Origin of the sequence: Kitasatospora sp. NPDC101447, assembly GCF_044767225.1 — a bacterium.
Lineage (GTDB): Bacteria > Actinomycetota > Actinomycetes > Streptomycetales > Streptomycetaceae > Kitasatospora.
In genome coordinates this window covers 308,511-329,789 of sequence record NZ_JBIWNL010000006.1, presented here as the reverse complement: position 1 = coordinate 329,789, position 21,279 = coordinate 308,511, and the positions used below count along the sequence as shown (strand labels likewise).

The 21,279-nt window shown below is 74.2% G+C and carries 15 protein-coding genes; 6 read left to right on the top strand and 9 right to left on the bottom strand.

The annotated features are described in order from the left end of the window. Nucleotide 1 precedes the first annotated feature (1 nt). From ACIRST_RS12310 to ACIRST_RS12285, 6 genes are all read right to left on the bottom strand, one after another. The gene (locus ACIRST_RS12310; RefSeq protein ID WP_402802113.1) at nucleotides 2–2,326 is read right to left on the bottom strand and encodes an FdhF/YdeP family oxidoreductase; all 2,325 of its coding nucleotides are present in this window, start codon (nucleotides 2,324–2,326) and stop codon (nucleotides 2–4) included. Between the two features lie 140 nt (nucleotides 2,327–2,466). Next, on the bottom strand, nucleotides 2,467–3,510 hold the full coding sequence (locus ACIRST_RS12305; protein WP_402802111.1) for a LysR family transcriptional regulator: 1,044 nt from the start codon (nucleotides 3,508–3,510) through the stop codon (nucleotides 2,467–2,469). Then, nucleotides 3,511–4,365, bottom strand: a complete 855-nt coding sequence (fdhD, locus tag ACIRST_RS12300) for a formate dehydrogenase accessory sulfurtransferase FdhD (protein WP_402802110.1) — start codon at nucleotides 4,363–4,365, stop codon at nucleotides 3,511–3,513. 91 nt (nucleotides 4,366–4,456) lie between these two features. Continuing rightward, the gene (locus tag ACIRST_RS12295) at nucleotides 4,457–5,908 is read right to left on the bottom strand and encodes an MFS transporter (protein WP_402802108.1); all 1,452 of its coding nucleotides are present in this window, start codon (nucleotides 5,906–5,908) and stop codon (nucleotides 4,457–4,459) included. 338 nt (nucleotides 5,909–6,246) lie between these two features. After that, a complete protein-coding gene (locus ACIRST_RS12290) occupies nucleotides 6,247–6,717 on the bottom strand; it encodes a GreA/GreB family elongation factor (protein WP_396547299.1) in 471 nt (156 codons plus the stop codon). Nucleotides 6,718–6,899: 182 nt separating this feature from the next. Beyond that, the gene (locus ACIRST_RS12285) at nucleotides 6,900–9,080 is read right to left on the bottom strand and encodes a UvrD-helicase domain-containing protein (protein ID WP_402802106.1); all 2,181 of its coding nucleotides are present in this window, start codon (nucleotides 9,078–9,080) and stop codon (nucleotides 6,900–6,902) included. Nucleotides 9,081–9,381: 301 nt separating this feature from the next. Here ACIRST_RS12285 and ACIRST_RS12280 point away from each other — a divergent pair, with 301 nt between their 5' ends. Beyond that, the gene (locus ACIRST_RS12280) at nucleotides 9,382–10,824 is read left to right on the top strand and encodes a glyceraldehyde-3-phosphate dehydrogenase (RefSeq protein ID WP_350519203.1); all 1,443 of its coding nucleotides are present in this window, start codon (nucleotides 9,382–9,384) and stop codon (nucleotides 10,822–10,824) included. Nucleotides 10,825–10,970: 146 nt separating this feature from the next. After that, on the top strand, nucleotides 10,971–11,486 hold the full coding sequence (locus tag ACIRST_RS12275) for a hypothetical protein (RefSeq protein WP_402802103.1): 516 nt from the start codon (nucleotides 10,971–10,973) through the stop codon (nucleotides 11,484–11,486). On the opposite strand, the gene ACIRST_RS12270 is transcribed toward ACIRST_RS12275, so the two are convergent. Then, nucleotides 11,460–12,443 carry an alpha/beta fold hydrolase gene (locus tag ACIRST_RS12270; RefSeq protein WP_402802101.1) on the bottom strand — a complete coding sequence of 328 codons (984 nt, stop codon included), beginning with the start codon at nucleotides 12,441–12,443 and terminating at the stop codon, nucleotides 11,460–11,462. The genes ACIRST_RS12275 and ACIRST_RS12270 overlap by 27 nt on opposite strands. Before the next feature lie 121 nt (nucleotides 12,444–12,564). Further along, entirely contained in the window at nucleotides 12,565–13,113 is a 549-nt protein-coding gene (locus ACIRST_RS12265) for a sigma-70 family RNA polymerase sigma factor (RefSeq protein ID WP_350519200.1), read from the bottom strand. A 158-nt stretch (nucleotides 13,114–13,271) separates the two neighbouring features. Here ACIRST_RS12265 and ACIRST_RS12260 point away from each other — a divergent pair, with 158 nt between their 5' ends. Continuing rightward, nucleotides 13,272–14,072, top strand: a complete 801-nt coding sequence (locus tag ACIRST_RS12260; RefSeq protein ID WP_350519199.1) for a hypothetical protein — start codon at nucleotides 13,272–13,274, stop codon at nucleotides 14,070–14,072. A 187-nt stretch (nucleotides 14,073–14,259) separates the two neighbouring features. On the opposite strand, the gene ACIRST_RS12255 is transcribed toward ACIRST_RS12260, so the two are convergent. Continuing rightward, nucleotides 14,260–14,583, bottom strand: a complete 324-nt coding sequence (locus ACIRST_RS12255; RefSeq protein WP_402802096.1) for a hypothetical protein — start codon at nucleotides 14,581–14,583, stop codon at nucleotides 14,260–14,262. A gap of 363 nt (nucleotides 14,584–14,946) precedes the next feature. On the opposite strand from ACIRST_RS12255, the gene ACIRST_RS12250 reads away from it, so the two are divergent. The 3 genes from ACIRST_RS12250 (at nucleotide 14,947) to ACIRST_RS12240 (ending at nucleotide 21,178) form a co-directional block, all read left to right on the top strand. Continuing rightward, entirely contained in the window at nucleotides 14,947–15,984 is a 1,038-nt protein-coding gene (locus ACIRST_RS12250; RefSeq protein ID WP_350519197.1) for a hypothetical protein, read from the top strand. Between the two features lie 245 nt (nucleotides 15,985–16,229). Further along, the gene (locus ACIRST_RS12245; protein ID WP_402802094.1) at nucleotides 16,230–18,122 is read left to right on the top strand and encodes an HSP90 family protein; all 1,893 of its coding nucleotides are present in this window, start codon (nucleotides 16,230–16,232) and stop codon (nucleotides 18,120–18,122) included. Further along, nucleotides 18,122–21,178, top strand: a complete 3,057-nt coding sequence (locus ACIRST_RS12240; RefSeq protein WP_402802091.1) for a hypothetical protein — start codon at nucleotides 18,122–18,124, stop codon at nucleotides 21,176–21,178. Before ACIRST_RS12245 ends, ACIRST_RS12240 begins: the two co-directional genes overlap by 1 nt. Nucleotides 21,179–21,279: the final 101 nt, after the last annotated feature.

Below are 21,279 nucleotides of genomic sequence, written 5' to 3'. Positions count from 1 at the left end.
CTCAGGACTTCGTGACCGTCACCCTGAGGTGCTTCATGATCGGCTGGTCGCTCTGCGTGCTGTGGTCGCCGAGCGCGCAGAGCACGTTCATCTCCGGCATGTACCCGGCCGCGCAGCCGCGCGGGATGTCGTACGGGACGGCCAGGTAGCCGGTCACCGAACGGGTGCTGCCGTCCCGGGCGGTGCTGGTGACGTCCACCCGGTCGAACTCGGCGATGCCGCGCTCGCGCATGTCGTCCCTGTTGAGGAAGACCAGGGTGCGCAGGTTCCTGACGCCCCGGTAGCGGTCGTCGTCCGAGTAGATGGTGGTGTTCCACTGGTCGTGCGAGCGCATCGTGCCGAGCGCCAGCGTGCCGGGCGCGGGCACGACGTCGGGCAGCGGGGCGGCGGAGAACTCGGCCTTGCCGGACGGGGTCAGGAAGACGAGTTCGCGGGCCGGCTGCTTGATCCGGAAGCCCAGCGGCAGCCGCACCCGGCGGTTGAAGTCCTCGAAGCCGTCCAGGACCTGCGCCATGGTGTCGCGGATCCGGTCGTAGTCCTCGATGTACCACTCCCACGGGGTGGGGCTGTCCGGCAGGGCGGCGCGGGCCATTCCGGCGATGATCGCGGGCTCGGACAGCAGGTGCGATGAGGCGGGCTTCTTCATGCCCACCGAGAGATGAACCATGCTCATGGAGTCCTCGACCGAGCTGGACTGCACCCCGCCGCGCTGGTGGTCCTTCTCGGTGCGGCCCAGACAGGGCAGGATCAGCGCCGCCCGGCCGTGCACCAGGTGGCTGCGGTTCAGCTTGGTGCTCACCTGGACGGTCAGTTCGCACCTGCCCAGGGCCTCGTGGGTGCAGGGGGTGTCCGGCGCGGCGAGCGCGAAGTTCCCGCCCATGCCGACGAACACCGTGACCGCGCCGCGCCGCATCGCCTCGATGGTGCCGACGGTGTCCAGCCCGTGCGCGCGCGGCGGTTCGATCCCGCACACCTCGGCGAGCCGGTCCAGGAACTCCCCGGCCGGCCGGTGGTCGATGCCGCAGGTGCGGTTGCCCTGGACGTTGCTGTGCCCGCGCACGGGGGAGGGGCCGGCGCCCTCGCGGCCGAGGTTGCCGCGCAGCAGCAGGAGGTTGACGATCTCCCGGACGGTGTCCACGCCGTGCTCGTGCTGGGTGACGCCCAGGCACCAGCTGAAGATCGAGCGGTCGGCGTCGCGGTAGATCCGTGCGGCCTTGAGGATCCCGGCCCGGTCCAGCCCGCTCTGCCGCTCGATCTCCTCCCACGGCGTGGACTCGCAGACCTGCCGGTAGGCCTCGAAGCCGCTGGTGTGGCGGTCGATGAACAGCCGGTCCAGCGCCTTGTCGTCGGTCGCGGACTGTTCCAGGACGGCCTTCGCGATGCCGCGCAGCAGCGCCATGTCGCCGCCGATGCGCGGCTGGAGGTTCAGCGTGCTGGTGCGGGTGGCCTTGTTCAGCGCCATGTCCGTGAAGTCGTGCGGGATGATCGTGCGGGTCGCCGCCGCCTCGACCAGCGGGTTGACGTGCACGATCTGCGCGCCGCGCGCGTACGCCTCGGCCAGCGAGGTGAGCATCCGGGGCGCGTTGGAGGCGGCGTTGACGCCCAGGATGAACAGCGCGTCGGTGACCTCCCAGTCCTTGAGGTCGACCGTGCCCTTCCCGGTGCCGAGCGAGGCCTGCAGGGCCCGTCCGCTGGCCTCGTGGCACATGTTGGAGCAGTCGGGCAGGTTGTTGGTGCCCAGTTCGCGGGCCATCAGCTGGTAGAGGAAGGTCGCCTCGTTGCCGAGCCGGCCGGAGGTGTAGAACGCGGCCCGGTTCGGGTCGTCCAGCCCGCGCAGCGTCCGGCCGACGAGCTCGAAGGCGTCCTTCCAGCCGATCGGCACGTAGTGGTCGGTGGCGGCGTCGTAGACCATCGGCTCGGTGAGCCGGCCCTGGTCCTCCAGCGCGAAGTCGCTCCACCCGGACAGCTCGGTCACCGAGTGGGAGGCGAAGAAGTCGCGGCCGACGCGCTTGCGGGTCATCTCCCAGGTGACGTGCTTGATGCCGTTCTCGCAGATGTCCAGGTGCAGGCCCTTGGTGTCGTCGGGCCAGGCGCAGCCGGGGCAGTCGAAGCCGCCGTCCTCGTGGTTCATCCGCTTGACCGCCCGCGGCCCGTCCAGGTAGGCGCCCTCGCGCGCCAGGAAGCGCGTCACGCTCTTGGCCGCGCCCCAGCCCGCGGCGGGGTGGTGGTACGGCGCGAACGAAGGCGGCCCGGCAGGGGAGGGGCCGACGTCGGGTTCCCGCTCGGGCTCGCCGGTGGACGTCACGGCGTCGTCGGAGGTGGTCACGGCACTGGCCTTCCGTCGCTCGGGTCGGGGCCCGCGGCTCGGCGGACACCCGGCACTCGCCCGGGCCCGCGGCTCGGCGGACAACCCCGGCGCCGGGGCCCGGCTCGGAGCTCGGCGGACACCCGTCGCTCGGGTCGAGGCTACGCCGGGTGGTCGGGGCCGGCGAGCGGAGCAGGACCGGGGCCGCCCGTGTCACCACCCCTGCCACCATCCCGGTCACGGCCTGGGCCACCGTCCGTGTCACCACCCGCGCTGCCGGGCGGGCGCCACGCCGCCGGCAGGCTGCCGAGGACGGTGGCGATCCCGGTGCGGCGGGCGACCTCCAGCAGCGCGCGGGCCATCACCGAACCGGGCTCCCGGGCGGCGATCACCAGGCCGATCGGCGCGCTGTGCACCGGCTCCACCAGCGGGACGGCCCGCATGCCGTGCGGCACACCGAACACGTGCAGCCAGGCGTACGGCACGATGCTCGCCCACTGACCGGTCCGCACGTGCGCGAAGAGCGAGGCCACCGAGTCCGTCTCGACCCGCGGGGTCGGCGCCAGCCCGAGCTCCGCGAACACCTCGTCCAGCACCCGCCGGCCGTGCATGCCCGTGTGCAACAGGCACAGCGGCAGCCCGGCGGCCTCCGCCCACGTCGCCCTCGGGTGGCGGGCCAGCTCGTCGGCCGGACCGGTCAGCAGGACGTACCGCTCCTCGTACAGCGGGAGCGCGCGCAGCTCGTCCGCGTCCGGCCCGGGCAGGTAGGTGATGCCCGCGTCGATCTCGAAGTTCCGCACCTGGCGCAGGAGTTCCTCCGCACGCAGATCGGTCGACAGCTGCACGGCGGCCAGCGGATGGGCGGCACAGAACGGTGCGGTGAGCAGGGGGACGGCGCCCGAGGCGGTCGGCACCGAGCCGATCCGCAGCCGCCCGCTCAGCCCGGTGCGCAGCGCGTCCACCTCGTCCCGCAGGGCGTCCCGGTCGGCCAGGATCCGCTGCGCCCAGAGCACGATCCGCTCGCCCTCGGGGGTCAGCCCCTCGTAGGCGCGGCCGCGCCGGACCAGCAGCACCTTCAGCTCGTCCTCCAGCTTGCGGACGGCCTCGGAGAGCGCGGGCTGGGAGACGTGGCAGGCCTGGGCGGCGCGGGCGAAGTGGCGCTCCCGGGCGAGGGCGACGAGGTATTCGAGCTGGCGGAAGAGCATCTAGTCGGCCTCCCGGGCGGAGCCGTCCGGCCCCGTGTCCAGCCGGTCGGTGCGGGTGTAGACGTTCATCGAGTCGCCGCGCAGGAAGCCGACCAGGGTCAGGCCGGTCTCCTCGGCGAGGTCCACGGCCAGCGAGGACGGCGCGGAGACCGCCGCCAGCATCGGGATGCCCGCCATCACGGCCTTCTGGACCAGCTCGAAGGAGGCCCGGCCGCTGACCATCAGCACCGTGCCGCGGGCCGGCAGCAGGCCCTCGCGCAGGGCGTGGCCGACCACCTTGTCCACGGCGTTGTGCCGGCCGACGTCCTCGCGCAGGCACAGCAGCCGCCCGTCGGCGTCGAACAGGCCGGCCGCGTGCAGGCCGCCGGTGCTGTCGAAGACCTTCTGGGCGGCGCGCAGCCGGTCGGGCAGGGCGGAGAGCAGCGCGGGGGTGACGCGCAGCCCGTCCTCGGCGACGCTCCAGGGCGCGGTGGTGCGCACCGCGTCCAGGCTGGCCTTGCCGCACAGCCCGCAGGAGGATGTGGTGTAGAAGTTGCGCTCCAGCGAGGCGTCGGGGGCGGGCACGCCGGGGGCGAGGACGACGTCCACGACGTTGTAGGTGTTGCCGCCGTCCGCCGTGGCGCCGGCGCAGTAGCGGATCCCGGCCACCTGGTGGGCGGCGTGCAGCACACCCTCGCTGACCAGGAAGCCGGCCGCCAGGTCGAAGTCGCTGCCCGGGGTGCGCATGGTCACCGTCAGCGGGCGCCCGCCGACCCGGATCTCCATCGGCTCCTCGGCGGCCAGGGTGTCGGGGCGGTGCGTGGGCGTGCCCTGGCGCAGGCGCAGCACCCTGCGCTGTACGGTCACTCGGCCCATGGTCGTCGGCTCCTCGGATCGGTCGGTGCGGGCTGCGCCGTGGACGGTGTCGCGGACCGGGCGCGGATCACGTCGTAGGTGACCTCATGGGTCATCTCACGGGGCACGTCGTGGGCCGGGTCGCGGACGCCGTCGTGGCGGACGCTACGGATGAATCCTCGCTCCTCCGGCGGCCGGGGTGCGCAGCGCGGTCCGGTTCGGGCAGGTGACGGCGGCTGTGCGCGGCCGTCACGGCCAGGCAGAGCAGGCCCACCGCGGCCATGCCGGTCAGCAGGGCCGGGTAGGAGGCGTGGCCGGCCGTTCCGGCGACCAGCAGCGGGGTGAGGAAGCCGCTGGACGTGGTGCTCTGGTAGAGCGAGGCGGCGCTCGGAGCGGCGAACGGACCGGCGGGCGGGCCGGCCGGGGCGGCGGGCTCCGGCCGTCCGGTGCGGTCGGGCCGCTCGGCGGTCCCCGGCGTCAGCCGCTCCACCTCGTGCAGCCCCGCACCGAGCGTCAGCCCGTACCCGGTGCCCAGGACGACGGCGGCCGCCACCACCAGCCCCACCGAGTCGCGCCCGGCGGCGAGGGCACCGATCAGCAGCCCGGCGATGACGGTGGCCATCGCGGTGAGGGTGGCCCGGGCACTGCCGCGGTCGTCCAGCCGGGCTGCGAGGGGCTGGGCGAGGACGCCCGCGGCGAGCGTCAGTGCCGCCACCAGGCCGCCGAACAGCGGCGCGTAACCGGGGACGCGGTCGGCGACCAGCGGGGGCAGCACGACGTACGCCACGGTGGCGGAACCGAGCACGGCCGGGCTGGCGGGGAGGACGACGTAGCGGAAGCGGGGGTGCCGGACGGCCCTGCGGTGCTCGTCGCCGGGGTCGCCAGGGTCGCCGTGTCCGGCGGCGGCCTCCGTCGGCGGCCCCGGGTGGCGGCCCGGCGCGGTCTCCGGCAGCCGACGGGTCGCGCGCAGCACCAGCAGGCAGCCGAGGGCGTGGGCGAGCGCGGGCAGCACCATCGGGCCGGGCAGCCACTCGGCGAGCACCCCGGCGGCCAGTGCGCCCGCCGAGAACCCGGCCCCGGTGGCGTACATCGCACGGCGGGCCGGGACGGCCGGGGGGACGGACGGCCCGGAGAGCTCCCGGAGCCAGGCCGTCCCGGCGACGAAGACCAGCCCGGCGGCGAAGCCGGTGGCCGACCGGGCGGCGTACACGGCCGGTTCGTCCGCCGTGGCCAGGACGGCGCTCGCGGCGGCGGACAGCACGAGTGCGCCGCGCACCACCCGCCGACGGCCGTACCGGTCGGCGGCGGCGCGGCCCAGCAGCAGGCCGGGGACCAGCCCGACCAGGTAGACCGAGAACATCGCGGCCAGTGACAGCGCCGACCAGTCGGTGCGCTCCCGGTACACGGTGGCCAGGGCGGTGAACTGGTTCGCGCCCCAGGCGGCGACGGCCACGGCGGCCGCCGCCGGGAGCCAGCGGGCGGGCGCCGTCGGGACACCACGGGCGGGCATCCGTCCGGACGGACCGGCGGGGAGTTCGTCGACCGGGTCGTCGATGGTCCTCATGTTCCGCCGTTCGCCTTTTCGCCTTTTCGGGGCTTCCTGGATTTCTCGATCCCAGTGTGTCGGCCGCGGCCGACGGGCGTCAAAGAGGTGATTCCTGTGGCGTGATAGGCGGAATTTATCAAGGCTTGTCGAGGACTTTCGAGGACTTTCGAGGACTTTCGAGGAACGTCGAGGACTTTCGAGGAACGTCGAGGAACGTCGAGGAACGTCGAGGAAAGCCGAGGAACGTCGCGGAATTCCGTGCGGATTCACGGATATCGCCGGCCGGGCGATCCGGAATGGGCCCCGGCATTCCGGCGCGGGATTTCCGGGGGCGGCGGCGACGCCGCGGTCCCGGCTCAGTCCGCGCCGCGCCCCACCGACAGCACGACCGCACTGGCCGCGCCGCTCGGCGTCTCGTAGTGCACCGTCTCCCCGGCGCGACGTCCGAGCAGCGCCTTCCCGAGCGGGCTGTCGAAGGTCACCAGGGTCTGCTCCCGTTCCTCGGCGATCTCCGAGACCTCGACGGTCTCCTCCGCGCCGTCCCCGAACCGCACGGTCACGGTGGACCCCACCCCCACCACCTCCGTCGACGGCGCCCCGGCGACGGCCGCCTCCCGCAGCCGTCCCTCCAGCTCGGCGATCCGCCGGTCAAGCCGTGTCACCTCCGACGCCCGCTGCAGTTCGTCCGCGGCGTCCGCCCGGTCCCCGACCGGCTCCACCCCGCGCAGCGTCGCGGCCACCTCCCCCCGATCCGCCCGCAGTTGCGCCAATTCCTCCTGCACCGCACGCAGGCCCTCGGCACTGATGGGTTCGGGACCACCGGTCATGCCTGCTCCCGGGTCTCTCGCGAAATGCTCAAACACCGGACGCCTCCCATTAGCCCACCCCGCCGGGCCCCGGGCAACTTTGTCCCCGGGGGGGCGGTGCCGGCCGGTCACGGGAGGGCGGAGGGCGGTGCCGGCCGGTCACGGAATGGCGGAGTGGCGCCGGCCGGTCACCGGCGGGCACGTCACCGAGCGAGTGCGTCGTCCCGCCGGCCCTGCGGCGGCAGCTGTGCGACGACCGGCGCGAGGAACTCGCTCGGCGTCCCGTGCCAGGAGACCGCGAGGGCCTCCCGGGCGCGCGTGCACGCCACGAAGAGCAGGTTCAGTTCGCCGTTCAGGTCCTCCCGGTACTGCTGCGGGTCCGTCTCCTCCGGGGTGAGCGCGGAGCGCATGGGCACCACACCGTCGCTCACGCCCGCGACGGCGACGCAGCGGAACTCCAGTCCCTTCATCCGGTGCATGGTCCCGATCCGCACGCCCGGGGCCGGCGTGCTGCCGAGCATGCAGGCGGGCGTCCCGGCGTGCTCCAGGGCCCGGGCGATGTCACGGCCGAGCTGGACGGTCCGGACGGCGACGCCGATGTCATCCGGGTCCACGCCCGAGGCGGTCCACTCGCCGATCCGCTCGACGAGCGCCCGGATCTCCTCCGTCCGGTCGACGTGCCCGTGCGTCTCGGGGTGCGCGCCGTGCAGGGTCGAGTGGTAGCCCACCAGGGACTCCTCCCCGCCGTCCATGTCGTCCGGGCGTTCGCCGGTGAGCAGGGAGGCCGACCAGCCGAGGATCTCCTGCGTGGTGCGGTAGTTGACCCGCAGCCGGGCGGAGCGCCCGACCACCTGGATCCCCACGGCGCGCAGTGAGACCTTGTTCCCGTTGCCGTAGATCCGCTGGTGCGGGTCGCCGGCGAGGAACAGGTCGTCCGGTCCGGGCGCGACGAGTGCGCGCAGGAACCGCCACTGCGCGGGGTGCAGGTCCTGCGCCTCGTCGACCACCAGGTGCCGGAACGGGCGGTCGCCCCCTTCGTCGAGCGCCCGCGCGGCCTGCGCGCAGACCTGCAGGAACGTCCACTCCCGGGCCTCCCGCAGCTCCTCCTCGAACGCGGCCACGGCACGCCACAGTTGGGCCTTCTTCAGAGGCCCGAGCGGTGTGCCCCGGCCGGCCCGCGACGCCCTCAGGTACTGCTCGGGGCCGTCGATCGCCTGGGCCAGGACGACCTGTCGCCACTCCTGGTCCAGGAAGACGTCGGTGAAGTCGACCCCGAGCCGCCGGGCGACCCGTCCCCAACGGGCCAGGACGGCGCGCTGGTTGAAGACGATCTTCAGCGGGGCGCCGCCGCGGGAGCGGCGCAGGACCTCGTTGGCCAGCGCGTCGACGGTGACCACCCGGACCTTCGCCCTGATCCGCTCGTCCGTGACGAGCAGGGCCAGGCAGCGTTCCAACTCCGCCGCGAGGTCCTTGGTGTAGGTGGTGAGCAGCACCGACCCGTCGGGGGCGTCCGGCGGCAGCCGGCGCGCCAGGTGGTAGGTCCGGTGCAGGGCCACCACGGTCTTGCCGGTCCCGGGGCCGCCGCTGACCCGGGCGGGCCCGTTGTACGAGTCCCGGTAGGCGATCCGGTACTGGGCCGGGTGCAGGAAGATCCGCCACGCGTCGAACGGGCGCTCCAGGATCTCCAGCAGCTCCTCGGGGCAGGACACCAGGGCGACCCGGCCGCGGGCGTGCGCCATCGCCGAGACCAGCCCGTCCCCGGGCTGCGCGGTGCTCACCGGAGCCGCCGCCCGCGCGTACGCCTGGACGATCTCGCGGTCGACGTCGGCCGGCTCCATGCCGCTGGCGAGGCCGACCAGGACGTCGAACTGCTGCTCCGGCAGGACCCGGTGGAGCGCCTCCAGGTGGGTCTCGTCGGGCAGCAGCCGGATGATCGGCAGGATCTCCTCGTCGATGCCCAGACTGCGCAGGACCTTGTCGGAGCGGTCGGCGAAGAGCCGCCGGGGCTCGTCGGAGGCCCGGGTCCGCAGGGAGGCGGTGGCGCGTTCCAGGGCGACGTCGTTGCGGATCTCGACGCCCTGGGTGGCGGCGTTGACCGAGGCGCGGTGCTTGCACGCCCAGTCGTTGGCCTTGTCGTGGGGGAGGACCTTCAGCAGCAGGTAGCCGTCGCCCCGGTCGGCCTTGAGGACCACGCCGCGCCAGAAGTCGGTGATCCGGATGGTCCGGATCCTCGGGTCCCGCTGGTTGGTGAGCTTCTCCAGGTGCGTGCCGGCGTGCGTCGCGCCGGTGAACTTCTCGAAGGTCTCGTAGACCCTCCGCTGCACCGACTTCTCCAAGCCCGCGAACTCCATCAGGAAGTCGCGGTGCATCCCCAGCGTCGCCACGCGGGCCCCCTCGTGCCTCTGTCCGGTCGGGCAGTCCGATCACTGTACTGGCCCGACGATCACCGGGCCGTGTACGGACGATCACCGGGCCGCGTACGGACGACCGCGGGGCCCGGCGGCCCGGCAAGCGGTGCGCGCGGGCGGGGCCCGAGGGTGGCGGTGATCACCTTCTGGGGCGGGGCGGCGGGGGAAAGCGCAGGTCGGAGCCTCGGGCGAACCGGCGGGAGGCGGGACCGGCCGCGGGGGCGCGGGCGGGCGAAGCTACCATGTGGGCAACACCCTCAGCTCGAAAGATGGACTTGTGACTGTCAACGACGACGTGTTCACGGACTGGAAGAACCGCGAGGAGATCGCGGAGTCGATGATCCCGATCATCGGGCGGCTGCACCGGGAGCGGGACGTCACCGTCCTGTGCCACAGCCGTTCCCTGGTGAACAAGTCGGTGATCAGCATCCTCAAGACGCACCGCTTCGCCCGGCAGATAGCGGGCGAGGAGCTCTCGGTCACCGAGACGATGCCGTTCCTGAGCGCGCTGACCGCCCTGGACCTCGGCCCCTCGCAGATCGACATCGGCATGCTCGCCGCCACGTACAAGGCGGACGACCACGGTCTGTCGGTGGAGGAGTTCACCGCCCAGGCCGTTGCGGGTGCCACCGGTGAGAACAAGCTGGAGCGCCGGTCCGCCCAGGACGTCGTGCTGTACGGGTTCGGCCGCATCGGCCGCCTGGTCGCGCGGCTGCTGATCGAGAAGGCCTCGGGCAACGGGCTGCGGCTGAAGGCCATCGTCGTGCGCAACGGCGGCGGCGACGACCTGGTCAAGCGCGCCTCGCTGCTGCGCCGTGACTCCATCCACGGTCAGTTCCAGGGCACCATCACCGTCGACGAGGCGAACAACAAGATCGTCGTCAACGGCAACGAGATCACGGTGATCTACTCCGACGACCCGACCAAGGTCGACTACACGGAGTACGGGATCAAGGACGCGATCCTGATCGACAACACCGGCAAGTGGCGTGACCGCGAGGGCCTGTCGAAGCACCTGCGCCCCGGCATCGCCAAGGTCGTGCTGACCGCCCCGGGCAAGGGCGACGTCCCGAACATCGTGCACGGCGTCAACCACGACATGATCAAGCCGGACGAGCAGATCATCTCCTGCGCCTCCTGCACCACCAACGCCATCGTCCCGCCGCTGAAGGCGATGGAGGACGAGTACGGCGTGGTCCGCGGCCACGTGGAGACCGTCCACTCGTTCACCAACGACCAGAACCTGCTGGACAACTACCACAAGGCCGACCGTCGCGGCCGCTCGGCGCCGCTGAACATGGTGATCACCGAGACCGGTGCCGCCTCGGCCGTCGCCAAGGCCCTGCCGGACCTCAAGGCGAAGATCACCGGCAGCTCGATCCGCGTGCCGGTGCCGGACGTCTCCATCGCGATCCTCAACCTCCAGCTGAAGCGGGAGACCAACCGCGAGGACGTCCTGGAGTACCTGCGCAACGTCTCGCTGACCTCGCCGCTGAAGCGCCAGATCGACTTCATCGACTCGCCCGACGCGGTCTCCAGCGACTTCATCGGCTCGCGCCACGCCTCGATCGTGGACGCCGGCGCGACCAAGGTCGAGGGCGACAACGCGATCCTGTACCTGTGGTACGACAACGAGTTCGGCTACTCGTGCCAGGTCGTCCGGGTCGTGCAGTACATCTCGGGCGTCGAGTACCCGACCTACCCGGCTCCGGCGGTCTGATCCTCCGGACGGTACGTGCGGCGGGGCGGTGACCGGCTGGTCACCGCCCCGCCGGCGTTTCCGGGGCGGTACGGTGCTCGGTGCTCGGGGCGCTGCGGGCGGTCGGCGCCGGGCCCGGTGGGCTCCGGACGGCGGGAGGGACGGGGATGACGGACGGATGGCCGACGGTCGAGTTGGATCCGGTGCGGCGGCTACGGGTGCTGGCGGCGGCCGGGACCGCGCGTCCGCTGTTCGCCGAGCGGCGGCTTTCCGCCGGGTTCGACGAGGTGTGGTCGGTCGCCGGTGACCTGTCCGGTGAACTGCCCGGACTGATCAGCGGGTTGCGCTCCTTCGAGGTCGGTCCCGGCCCCGGGACCGGGACCGGGACCGGCGGCGGGGACCGGCTGGTCGGGCTCGCCGTGAGCGTGCTCGGGCACCGGGAGCGTTTCGACATCGTGCTGCGCAGCGGCTGGTGCCTGATGCAGAGCAAGGTGCTGCTCGGCGGGATGGCCGCCGTGCCGGACGGCGACGGGACGCGCTTCGCCCTGCTCGCAGCCCTGCGAGTGCCCGGTGCGGGGCCGGTGCAGCGGTTCTTCGGTTCGCTGGTGGACCGGCGCGGCGAGGTCCTGCTGGACCGGCTGGAGCGGCGGGTAGGGTCACGGGCGGACTCCGGCGGCGAATAGCCGGCGGACGGCGCCGGCCACCTCCTCGGGTCGCTCGTGCGGCAGGAAGTGCCCGCAGCCGGGGAGGACTTCGGCCGTCAGGTCGTCCGCGGGAGCGCCGGCGGCGGAGAGCAGCGCGGGGCGGATCACCGGGTCCAGCGCGCCGCCGAGGAGCCGGGTGGGAACGGTCAGCCGGCGGTGCCGGTACCGGCCGAGGGCCAGGCGCGGGATGTCCCGGACGACGAAGCCCCAGTGCAGCCGTTCGGCGGCGTAGGCAGCGTCGGGCGTGCTGCCGGCGGCCACGTACTCGGCCGACTCCGCCTCGCTCCACGGGGTTCCGGGGGTCACGCCGCGCCGGAGGAGGTGGCCGAGCAGGCCCGGGTGGCGGCGGACGACCCGGCGGCCGATGCCCGGGTACTCCAGCAGCGCGGTGTACCAGAACCGCCAGGCCGTCCCGAGCAGGGCGCGCTGCCGCGGCCACGGGTGGGTCATGTTGAGTGCGAGGAGGCCGGTGAACCGCTCGGGTGCGAGCAGTGCCAGCTCGAAGCCGGTCCAGGCGCCCCAGTCGTGGCCGACCAGGCCGACGCGCTCCAGGCCGAGCCGGTCGAGCAGGGAGAGGACGAGACGGGCGCGGTCGTCGGTGGTGTAACCCGTCCGGCGCGGGGCCGACGACCAGCCGAAGCCGGGGAGGTCGGCACAGAGGAGGCGGAACTCCCCGTCGAGCAGCGGCAGGAGGTGCCGCCAGGCGTACCAGTGCTGCGGAAAGCCGTGGAGGAGCAGGAGGGGCGTGCCGTCCCCGGGCCCGGCCTCGGCGAGGTGCAGTCGGACGCCGTCCGCGCCCTCGACGAAGTGGTGGCGCACGCCGGGGAGTGCGGGGAGCGGGCGGGGTTCGGTGCCGGTGGTGCGGGTGGTGCGGGTGGTCTGGTCGGTGCGGGCGGTACGGTCGGTCGGCTCTGTCTTCTTGGTCGTCTCGGCCATCTCGGTCCCTCGTTCCGGGTGCCGGGTGGTGTTCCCGGGAGGGGACGGATGGTCCCCCTCGGGAATGGAGAGGGCAGAAATCGGCCGGACAATCCCCGCGGCCGGCGGAATTCTCGTGGGGCTAGCCGTCCTCGGTGGTCCAGGCGGTGCGGAAGCCCCGGCGGGCGCGGAAGAGTCGTGAACGGACGGTGCCGAGCGGGAGGTCGAGGATCCCGGCCACCGACTGTTCGTCCAGGCCCTCGACATGACGGAGCGTCAGTACGGCCCGGTGGTCGGGCGGCAGGCGTTCCAGGATGTCGCGGATGTCGGCGGCCAACTCGCCGTCCCGCGCGTCGGGTTGCTCGTCCGCCGTGGTGCCGGGCGCCGTCGGCGCACGGCGCCCCGGAGCGGACGGGGCGCGGCTCGCGAACCGGACCGCCTCGCGGGCGGCGATGACCCGGGCCCAGCCGAACAGCGCCTCGGGGGACGTGAGCCGGTGCAGGTTCCGGACGATCGCGATCATCGCTTCCTGGGCGGCGTCGGGAGCGTCCTGCAGGGCGATCGGCGCGCAGACCCGGCCGACGTACGGCATGAGCAGGCCCACCACCTCGTCCAGGGCGAACGCGTCGCCCTGCTGGGCGGCCCGGACCAGCGGGGCGAGGTCCGGTCGTCGGCCGTCCGCGTCCGTCATGCCGCCCCCCGTCGATGGTCGTCGCCCCGGGTGGACGGTACTGGACGGGGCGGCGCGGCCGAGCGGCGGGCGGGTGGCGCCCGGTGCGGGGGCGGCGACGGGCGGGGGCGGCGCTGCGGCTATGTTGAGGGGTCACGGACAGCCGGAGGGAGCGGGCAATGGGGATGGGTGGTCGGCGGATGGCCGCCGCGGTGGCGGCCGGGGTGCTGGCAGCGGTGCTGGCCGGATGCTCGTCCGGGGGGTCGAAGGGCGCCGCCGGGACGGCGTCGGGAGCGCCGGGCGCGGCGGCGAGCACGGCCGCCGGCACGGCAGCGGCATCCGCGCCCGCGGACCCGGGCGCACCTTCTGCGGCACCGACCGCGGCCGCATCCGGGGCGGCCCCGGCACCGGCGACCGCACCGGCGGCCCCGTCCGTGCCGGCCGCCGCGGCCGCGCCCTCCGCGGACCTGGAGGCGGCGCTGCTGGACGACAAGCTGGTCGGTCAGGTGCTGCCGGACGCCGGCGTGATGGCCGGGTGGGAGGAGGAGAAGCGCCAGGTCGACACCGCCGACCACACCGTCACCTGCACCGCCGCCAAGCCCTGCACGGGCAAGCCGCTGAGCGCCTCGGTCCGCTTCTCCTCGGGCGACGTGGTCACCCGCTTCATCGTGGAGACCCTGCCCGGCCGGGACGCTGCCAGGAACCGGCTGAAGGAGACGTACGCCTCGTACGCCGCCGGGCCGTTCAAGAAGATCGACACCCCGGCGCTGGGCAGCGAGAGTCAGGCCTTCCAGGGGCCGCTGGCCCAGGGCGAGGGCGTCGGCATCGTGGTGCGCTCGGGCACCGTGGTGGCCAGTGTGACCACCGAGGGCGGTCCGGTGGACGTGGCCGCGACGCGGCGGTTCGCGGTGATGCTGGTCAAGCGGATCGAGCAGGCGCAGTCGGGGCGGACGCCGGACGCCGGGCCCGGTCTGGCCTGACGAGGGCGGCGGCCTGACGGGCGACGGCGCCTGACGGGCGGCGGGGCCGGGCGGTGCGGCGGGGCGGGCACGGGGCCGGGTGCGCTGAACCGGACGCGCGGACCTGGTCGGCCGGCTGGTCGGTCGTTCCGCCGGTCGGTCGCCTCGTCGGTCGTCCCGTCGGTCGGCCGGGGGCGGTGCCCGTCCGTCAGTGGTGGCTGGGTTCGTGCAGGCCGAGCGCGACCCAGCTGTCCAGCGCGCAGTGCGCCACCCGCCAGCCGCGCAGCGGGCCTGCCGCGCCGGTCAGCTCCGCGCAGGCGACGGCCAGGGCGGCCTCGGCGGTGAGCGGGTGGTCGGCGAGGGTGAAGACCACCGCGTCCACGGTGCCAGGCCCGGCCAGGATCCGGGCGTGCTCGATCCGGACGGGACCGAGCAGCCCGTGCTCCAGCCCGTCCCGTACGGCCTCGGGGGTCGGCCGGTCCGCGCCCTGGGGGCCGCCGGGAGCGCGCAGGTGGAAGCGGATGGCGTGCACGGTCCAAGACTGACGGATCGTCGGCTCGTGCGGCGGCGGCGGGCCGTGGCAGATCACTGTCAGGCGGCAACATGTCACCCCCGAGGCCCGTGCGTCCCGCCTCGGTGCTGCCTTCGTCCCGCCTCGGTGCCGCCTCGGTGCCGCCTCGGTGCCGCCTCGGTCGTCACCTTCGTCGTCGCCTCCGGGAAGCCCCCCGTGCCGCTCCCGCTCCGCCCCCGTTTCACCTCCCGACCCGTCACGGAGCCCGCAGCGCGCTGGGCTGGGGAAACGGATGTCAGTCGCGCGTGATATGTACTCATCTCGGGTGGCCGCCGTGCGGCCGGCCGTGCGAAAGATGCCGATGACGTTCGAGGGGGCCACCACATGCCGCTGTTCCGACGCCGCTCCGGCGAGGAGGGCGCGCAGGACCGGACCGGGCGGCGCGGGTTCGGGTTCGGCTGGCGCTCCGCCGGGGCGAAGGCGGCCGCCCGCGCCACCGAGCCGCGGCTCGACCCGACCTTCGGAGACGAGTCCGTGCGCCTGGTGCTCGCGCAGGCCGCGGCAGGCGACTGGGCAGCGCTGCGCCCCGCGCTGGCGGCCGTCGAGGACGGCGCCGAGCTGACCCACCTCGCCGGGGCGATAGCCGACGTGCCCGGGGTCGAGGAGTGGACGGGCCGCGTCCTCGCCGACACCCCGGACGACACGGTGGCGCTGCTGCTCTCCGGCGCCCGGCAGGTCACCTGGGCCTGGGAGGCGAGGACCGGCGCCCGGGCCAAGAACGTCACCGAGGAGCAGTGGAAGCTGTTCCACCAGCGGCTGGACACCGCCGAGGAGCAGCTGCTGGAGGTCGCCGAGCGCGAGCCCGCCTGGCTCGCCCCCTGGTACTTCCTGCAGATCAGCGCCCGCGGCGCCTCGCTCGGCCCGGAGATCGCCACCTGCCGCTTCGAGGCCGCCGTGCGCCGCGCCCCCGGACACGCCGGCTCGCACCGGCAGCGGCTGCAGCAGCTGTGCGCCAAGTGGGGCGGCTCGCACGAGGAGATGCACGCGTTCGCCCGCTCCGCGATGCTGGCCGCGCCCGAGGGCAGCCACCTCGGCGAACTGGTGGTGCTCGCGCACCTGGAGCACTGGCTGGACCTCCCGGACGGCGAGGACCACGCCTACCTGACCAGCCCGACGGTGCTGGCCGAGATGCAGGAGGCCGCCTTCCGCTCCGTCCTCCACCCGGACTTCCAGCCGGTGCGCGGCTGGCAGGGCGCCTTCAACAGCTTCGCGATGGCCTTCTCGCTCGCCGACCAGCGCAAGACCGCCCGGATGCTGTTCGACGCGCTGGACGGGGCCGTCACCGAGTCGCCCTGGCACTACCTCTCGGGGAACCCGGTCAAGGCCTTCAGCGCCCACCGCGACCGCTGCGCCGCGTACTGAGGACGGCCGCGCAATGCACCAGGGCCGACCGTGTCCGACACCGCCGGTGTCCTGATGCCGAGCCGCATCACGACGCCGTAGTGCCTGCCGGCGCCGACCGCCTGCCGACGCCGATACGCCGTCACCGACCGCCTGCCGATGCCGGCCGCCCGACGCCGCCGACCGTGCCCCTGCTCCCAGCCGCGCCCCTGCTCCCGGCTGCGCCCCCTGAAACGTCACCCACCCCGCGATCGAAAGAGCCTCCGGTGTCCCCAACCGACAACCCGACGAGTGCGCAGCACACCTTCCAGGTGGACCTGCGCGGCCTGGTGGACCTGCTCTCCCACCACCTCTACTCCAGCCCGCGGGTCTACCTGCGCGAGCTGCTGCAGAACGCGGTGGACGCGATCTCCGCCCGCCGCGCCCTCGACCCCGAGGCGCCGGCCCGGATCACCGTCCGCGCCGACGACGAGCTGTCCGTCACCGACACCGGCGTCGGCCTGACCGAGAAGGACGTCCACACCTTCCTCGCCACCATCGGCCGCAGCTCCAAGCGCGACGCCGACGGCCGCCTCGACGGCGCCGGACTGGCCAAGGCCCGGGGTGACTTCATCGGCCAGTTCGGCATCGGCCTGCTCGCCTGCTTCGTGGTCGCCGACGAGATCACCGTGGTCACCCGCTCCGCCGCCGCCCCGGACGCCCCGGTGATCGAGTGGCGCGGCAGCTCCGACGGCAGCTACACCATCCGCACCCTGCCCGCCGAGGCCAAGCCCGAGCCGGGCACCACCGTCACCCTGGCGCCGCGCGCCGACGCCGCCGAGTGGACCCGACCCGCCCGGGTGCTCACCCTCGCCCGGGACTTCGGCAGCCTGCTGCGCCACGACGTCACCGTGATCGACGCGGGCGGCACCGAGCACCGGGTGAACCGCACCCCGCCGTGGGCCGAGCGGTACCCCTCCCCGCTGGCCAAGCGCGACGCGCTCGGCGAGTACTGCCGCGCCACCTTCGACTTCACCCCGCTCGACACCATCGAGCTGGACCTGCCGCTGGTCGGCCTGCGCGGCGTCGCGTACGTGCTGCCGGACGCCGCTCCGCCCTCGCGCCGCAACGGACACCGGGTGCACCTCAAGGGCATGCTGCTCTCCGACCAGGCCGACGAACTGCTGCCGGACTGGGCCTTCTTCGTCCGCTGCGTCGTCGACACCGACGGCCTGCGCCCGACCGCCTCCCGCGAGGGCCTGTACGCCGACGAGACGCTGGCCGCCGTCCGCGACGCGCTCGGCGCCCGGATCCGCGACTGGCTGACCGGCCTGTCCGCGAGCGACCCCGCGCTGCTGCACCGCTTCCTCTCCGTGCACCACCTGGCGGTCAAGGAACTCGCGCGCTACGACGACGAGTTGCTGCGGATGATGCTGCCCTGGCTGCCGTTCGAGACCACCGACGGCAACGTCACCCTGGACGAGTTCGCCCGCAGCCACCCGGTGGTGCTGGTGACCCGTACGGTCGAGGAGTTCCGCCAGGTCGCCCCGATCGCCGGCGCGGCCGGCCTCGGCGTGGTCAACGGCGGCTACACCTACGACCGCGACCTGGTGCACCGGCTGCCGGAGATCCGCCCCGGCGTCTCGGTCTCCGACCTCGACCCCGGCACCGTCACCGCGCACCTGGACACCGTCGACCCGGCCGCCGAACTCGCCGCCAACGCCTTCCTGGCGATCGCCCGCGAGGTGGTCGGCCGGTTCGACTGCGACGTCGCCCTGCGCAGCTTCCACCCGACCAACGCGCCCGCCCTGCTGCTCGACAACCGGGAGGCCCGGCACGAGCGCACCCGCGCCCAACTGGCCGACGAGGCCGACGGATTGTGGGCGGACATCCTCGGCTCGCTGCGCGCCGAGGTGCCCCGCGCCCAACTGGTGCTCAATCACCTCAACCCGCTGGTGCGCCGCGCCGCGACGGTGACCAACCGCGAGCTGGCCGTCACCGCCGTCGAGGCGCTGTACGGGCAGGCCGTGCTGATGACCCGCCGCCCGCTCAAGGCCAGCGAGTCCGCCCTGCTCAACCGTTCGTTCATCAGCCTGCTCGACCACGCCATGCTCGGCCACGAGGCCGGTGGGCCGGGCGCGGCCGGTGGCCGGGGCCGCGACGACGAGAAGGACGCGTGATGCTGGACACCCCCGATGCGGTGATGGCCGCGCTGCACGAGAACGACGCCCGCCCGTACGGTCGCACCCGGACCGTCACCGCCGAGGAACTCGTCGACGCCGCCGAGCAGTTCGACGACACCAAGGTCCGCTCGATGGCCCTGCTGGAACTGATGGAGGCCTACGAGTACGACGGCGAGCGCAACAAGACCCCGGTCGTCTTCGCCCGCGTCCTCAAGCTGTGGGACACGGATCCGGACGGCTTCGGCGAGTGGGCCCGCCACCAGGTGTTCTGGCGCTTCAAGTGGGTGGCCGGCGCGCTGCGGGACAACCCGGACGTGCCGCTGGCGGCCGTCGAGCGCTGGCTCACCGAACTGCGCGACCGCTACCGCGCGGCCGGCTTCGGCCTCCAGCCCTACTACGCCGAGCGCTACCACCTGGCCGACGTCATCGGCGTCGGCGTCCAGGAGGCCTACGAGCTGTGGGCGGCCCGCCCGCGCTCCGAGATGAGCGACTGCCCGGCCTGCGAGACCCGCGCCCGCGCCCGGCACTTCCTCGACCTCGGCGACGACGCGCGGGCACTGGAGGTGCTGGAGCCGGTGCTGAGCGGCCGCAGCACCTGCGAGCTGGAGCCCTACCTCAGCCAGTCCGTCGCCCTGCTGCCGCTGCTGCGCCGGGGCCGACCGGACGAGGCCCGCTCCGCGCACCTCACCGGGTACCGCTTCGCGCGCGGCAAGTCCTCGATGCTGGGCTCCGTGGCCCGGCACATCGAGTTCTGCGCGCTGTCCGGCAACGAGCCGCGCGGCCTGGAACTGCTCGCCGAGAACCGCGACCTGTTCGCGGTCACCGGCGAGGCCGCCTCCCGGCTGGACTTCCTGACCGGTGTGGAGGTCCTGATCGCCGCCCTCGCCCGGGCCGGCCACGGCGACCTCGCGGTCAGCGGCCCGGCCGGCACCGCGTGGACGGTGGACACCCTGCTCGGCCACCTGCGCACCGAGGCGGACGCGCTGGCCGCCCGCTTCGACGCGCGCAACGGCACCGGTGCGGTCGGCGCCGCGCGCCGGGCCCGGCTGGCCGTCGAGCCGCTGCTGGCCGAGCCGCTGGCGCTGGGCGTGCGCGCCGCCGCCGCGCCCGAGCTGTCCGCCGCCGCCCCGGCCGTCGCGCCCGCGCCGCGCCGGACCGTCGAGGCGGAACCGGAGGACTTCACCGCCCTGGTGGTCCGGGCCCGGGAGCTGGAGGTGCTCGGGCACCCCGACTCCGACCGGCTCTGGAAGCGGATCGCCGAGCGCGCCGCCGCCGCGGACTTCGTCCACCCCGAGGGCACGGAGGTGGGCAGCCCCGAGCGGCTGCGCGCCGAGCTCGCCGAGCAGCGCGCCCACGAGGCGCTGGAGCGCGACGAGCACGCCGAGGGCAGGGTCGGACTGCTGGCCGCAGCCGAGCTGTTCGAGCAGGCGGGGATGCTCGGCGCGGCGCTGATGGTCCGCACCCGTTCGCTGATCATCGAGCTCGACGAGCCGTCCGGCGGCGGGGGTGGCGGGGGTGGCGGGGTCGGTGGGGCCGGTGCGGGCCGTGCGGGCGGCGCGGGCGGGGACACGGGTGATGGCGTCGGTGAGGGTGATGGCGTTGGTGAGGGTGACGGCGCAGAATCCGGCGGAGGCACGGGCAGGACGGCCGACTGGGCGGCGCTCGACGCGGCGCTGGTCCGGGCCGAGGAGCTGCGGGCGACGGGCGAGCTGACCGACGACGACTACCTGATCGTGCTGCAGACCCGCGCCTACGCCGCCCACCACGACCTGGTCGAGTCGCTGCCCGAATCCTCCGCCGAGACCGTCGCGCGCTTCGAGGCGGCGGTCGGCGGCTACCACCGGACCGCCGTCGAGCTGGGCTCGGCCCGGCGGGCCGCCACCTCCCGGCAGTACACCGCCGATGCCGCCGCCCGGCAGGGCCGGCTCGCCGAGGCGGCCACCGAACTGCGCGAGGTCCTGGCCCAGTTGGACCGGTCCGACCTGCCGTGGCACACCCCGCGGGTGCTCGGCCTGCTGGGTCAGGTGCTGCTGCAGAGCCGCGAGCCGGCCCAGGCCGTGGAGGTGTTCCACCGGGCGCTGGCCGAGGCCGCCCGCTGGGGTGACGACTCCTACCCGTACGCGCCGACGTACATGATGCTCGGCCACTCCTGCATGCAGGTGGGGGACCTCGGTGGCGCGGTCCGTGCGCTGTCGGAGGCCGCCGCGCGCTACGACCGCAAGGGCCCGGAGGCTGCCGAGGAGGCCGCCCAGGTACGGCTGCAGCTGGCCGACGTGCTGCGCGACACCGGTCGGGCGACGGACGCGGTCGCCGTCCTGGAGTCGGTGCTGCTGGACGCGTCGGCGGCCCGGCTGGACGTCAGGATGCTCGCCCAGACCCGGCTGGACCTCGCCAGGGGCCTGGCCGAGCTGGAGGAGTACCGGGACGCCGCCGAGGAGTACCTCCGGCTGGCCGACCTGGTGGCCGACTGGGAGGACCAGGAGACCCACACCATGGTCGCCTGCGAGGCCACCCTGGCGCTGGCCCAGGCGGACCGCCGGGACGCCGCCGAAGCAGCTCTCGCGCGGGCCCGCGAGGCCCACGACAAGGCTCCGCAGGTCGACCAACTGGCCGCGACGCTGCGTGAGTTGGCCCGCATCACGATGCGGACGCAGGGCGCCGACGGGCTGGACCGCGCGCTGGCCCTGCTGACCGAGGCGGACGCGGTCGGCGCCACCGCCGAGGAGCGCGGCCAGGAGTACAACGCCTGGTACCTGCGCGGTGGTTCGCACTACGAGCGGGCGCGCTGCCTGGCCGTCGCCGAGCGGTACGAGGAGGCGCTGGCGGAGGCCGAGCGGGCCGTCGCGGTGTACGAGCAGGGCGGCGAGCGGGCCGAGGCGCCGCGGGCGGAATCCGTCCGGTTGGCCGCGCTGATCGAGGGCAGCGACCTCGGCCGCACCGCGGCGGCGGTGGCCCGGTTGACCGCCGGCATCGCGCGCTGCGAGGCGGCCGGGCTGCCGGAGGCGGCGGAGGTGCTGGCGGAGCTGCGGGAGCGGTTCGCGTCGTCGGACTGACGCGGGCGTCGCGGCGGCGTCGGCGGCGAGGTGGCGCGGGCGTCGGACCGGCTCGGGCGTCGGACCGGCTCGGGCGTCGGAGTGATGTGAGGAGCCCCGGG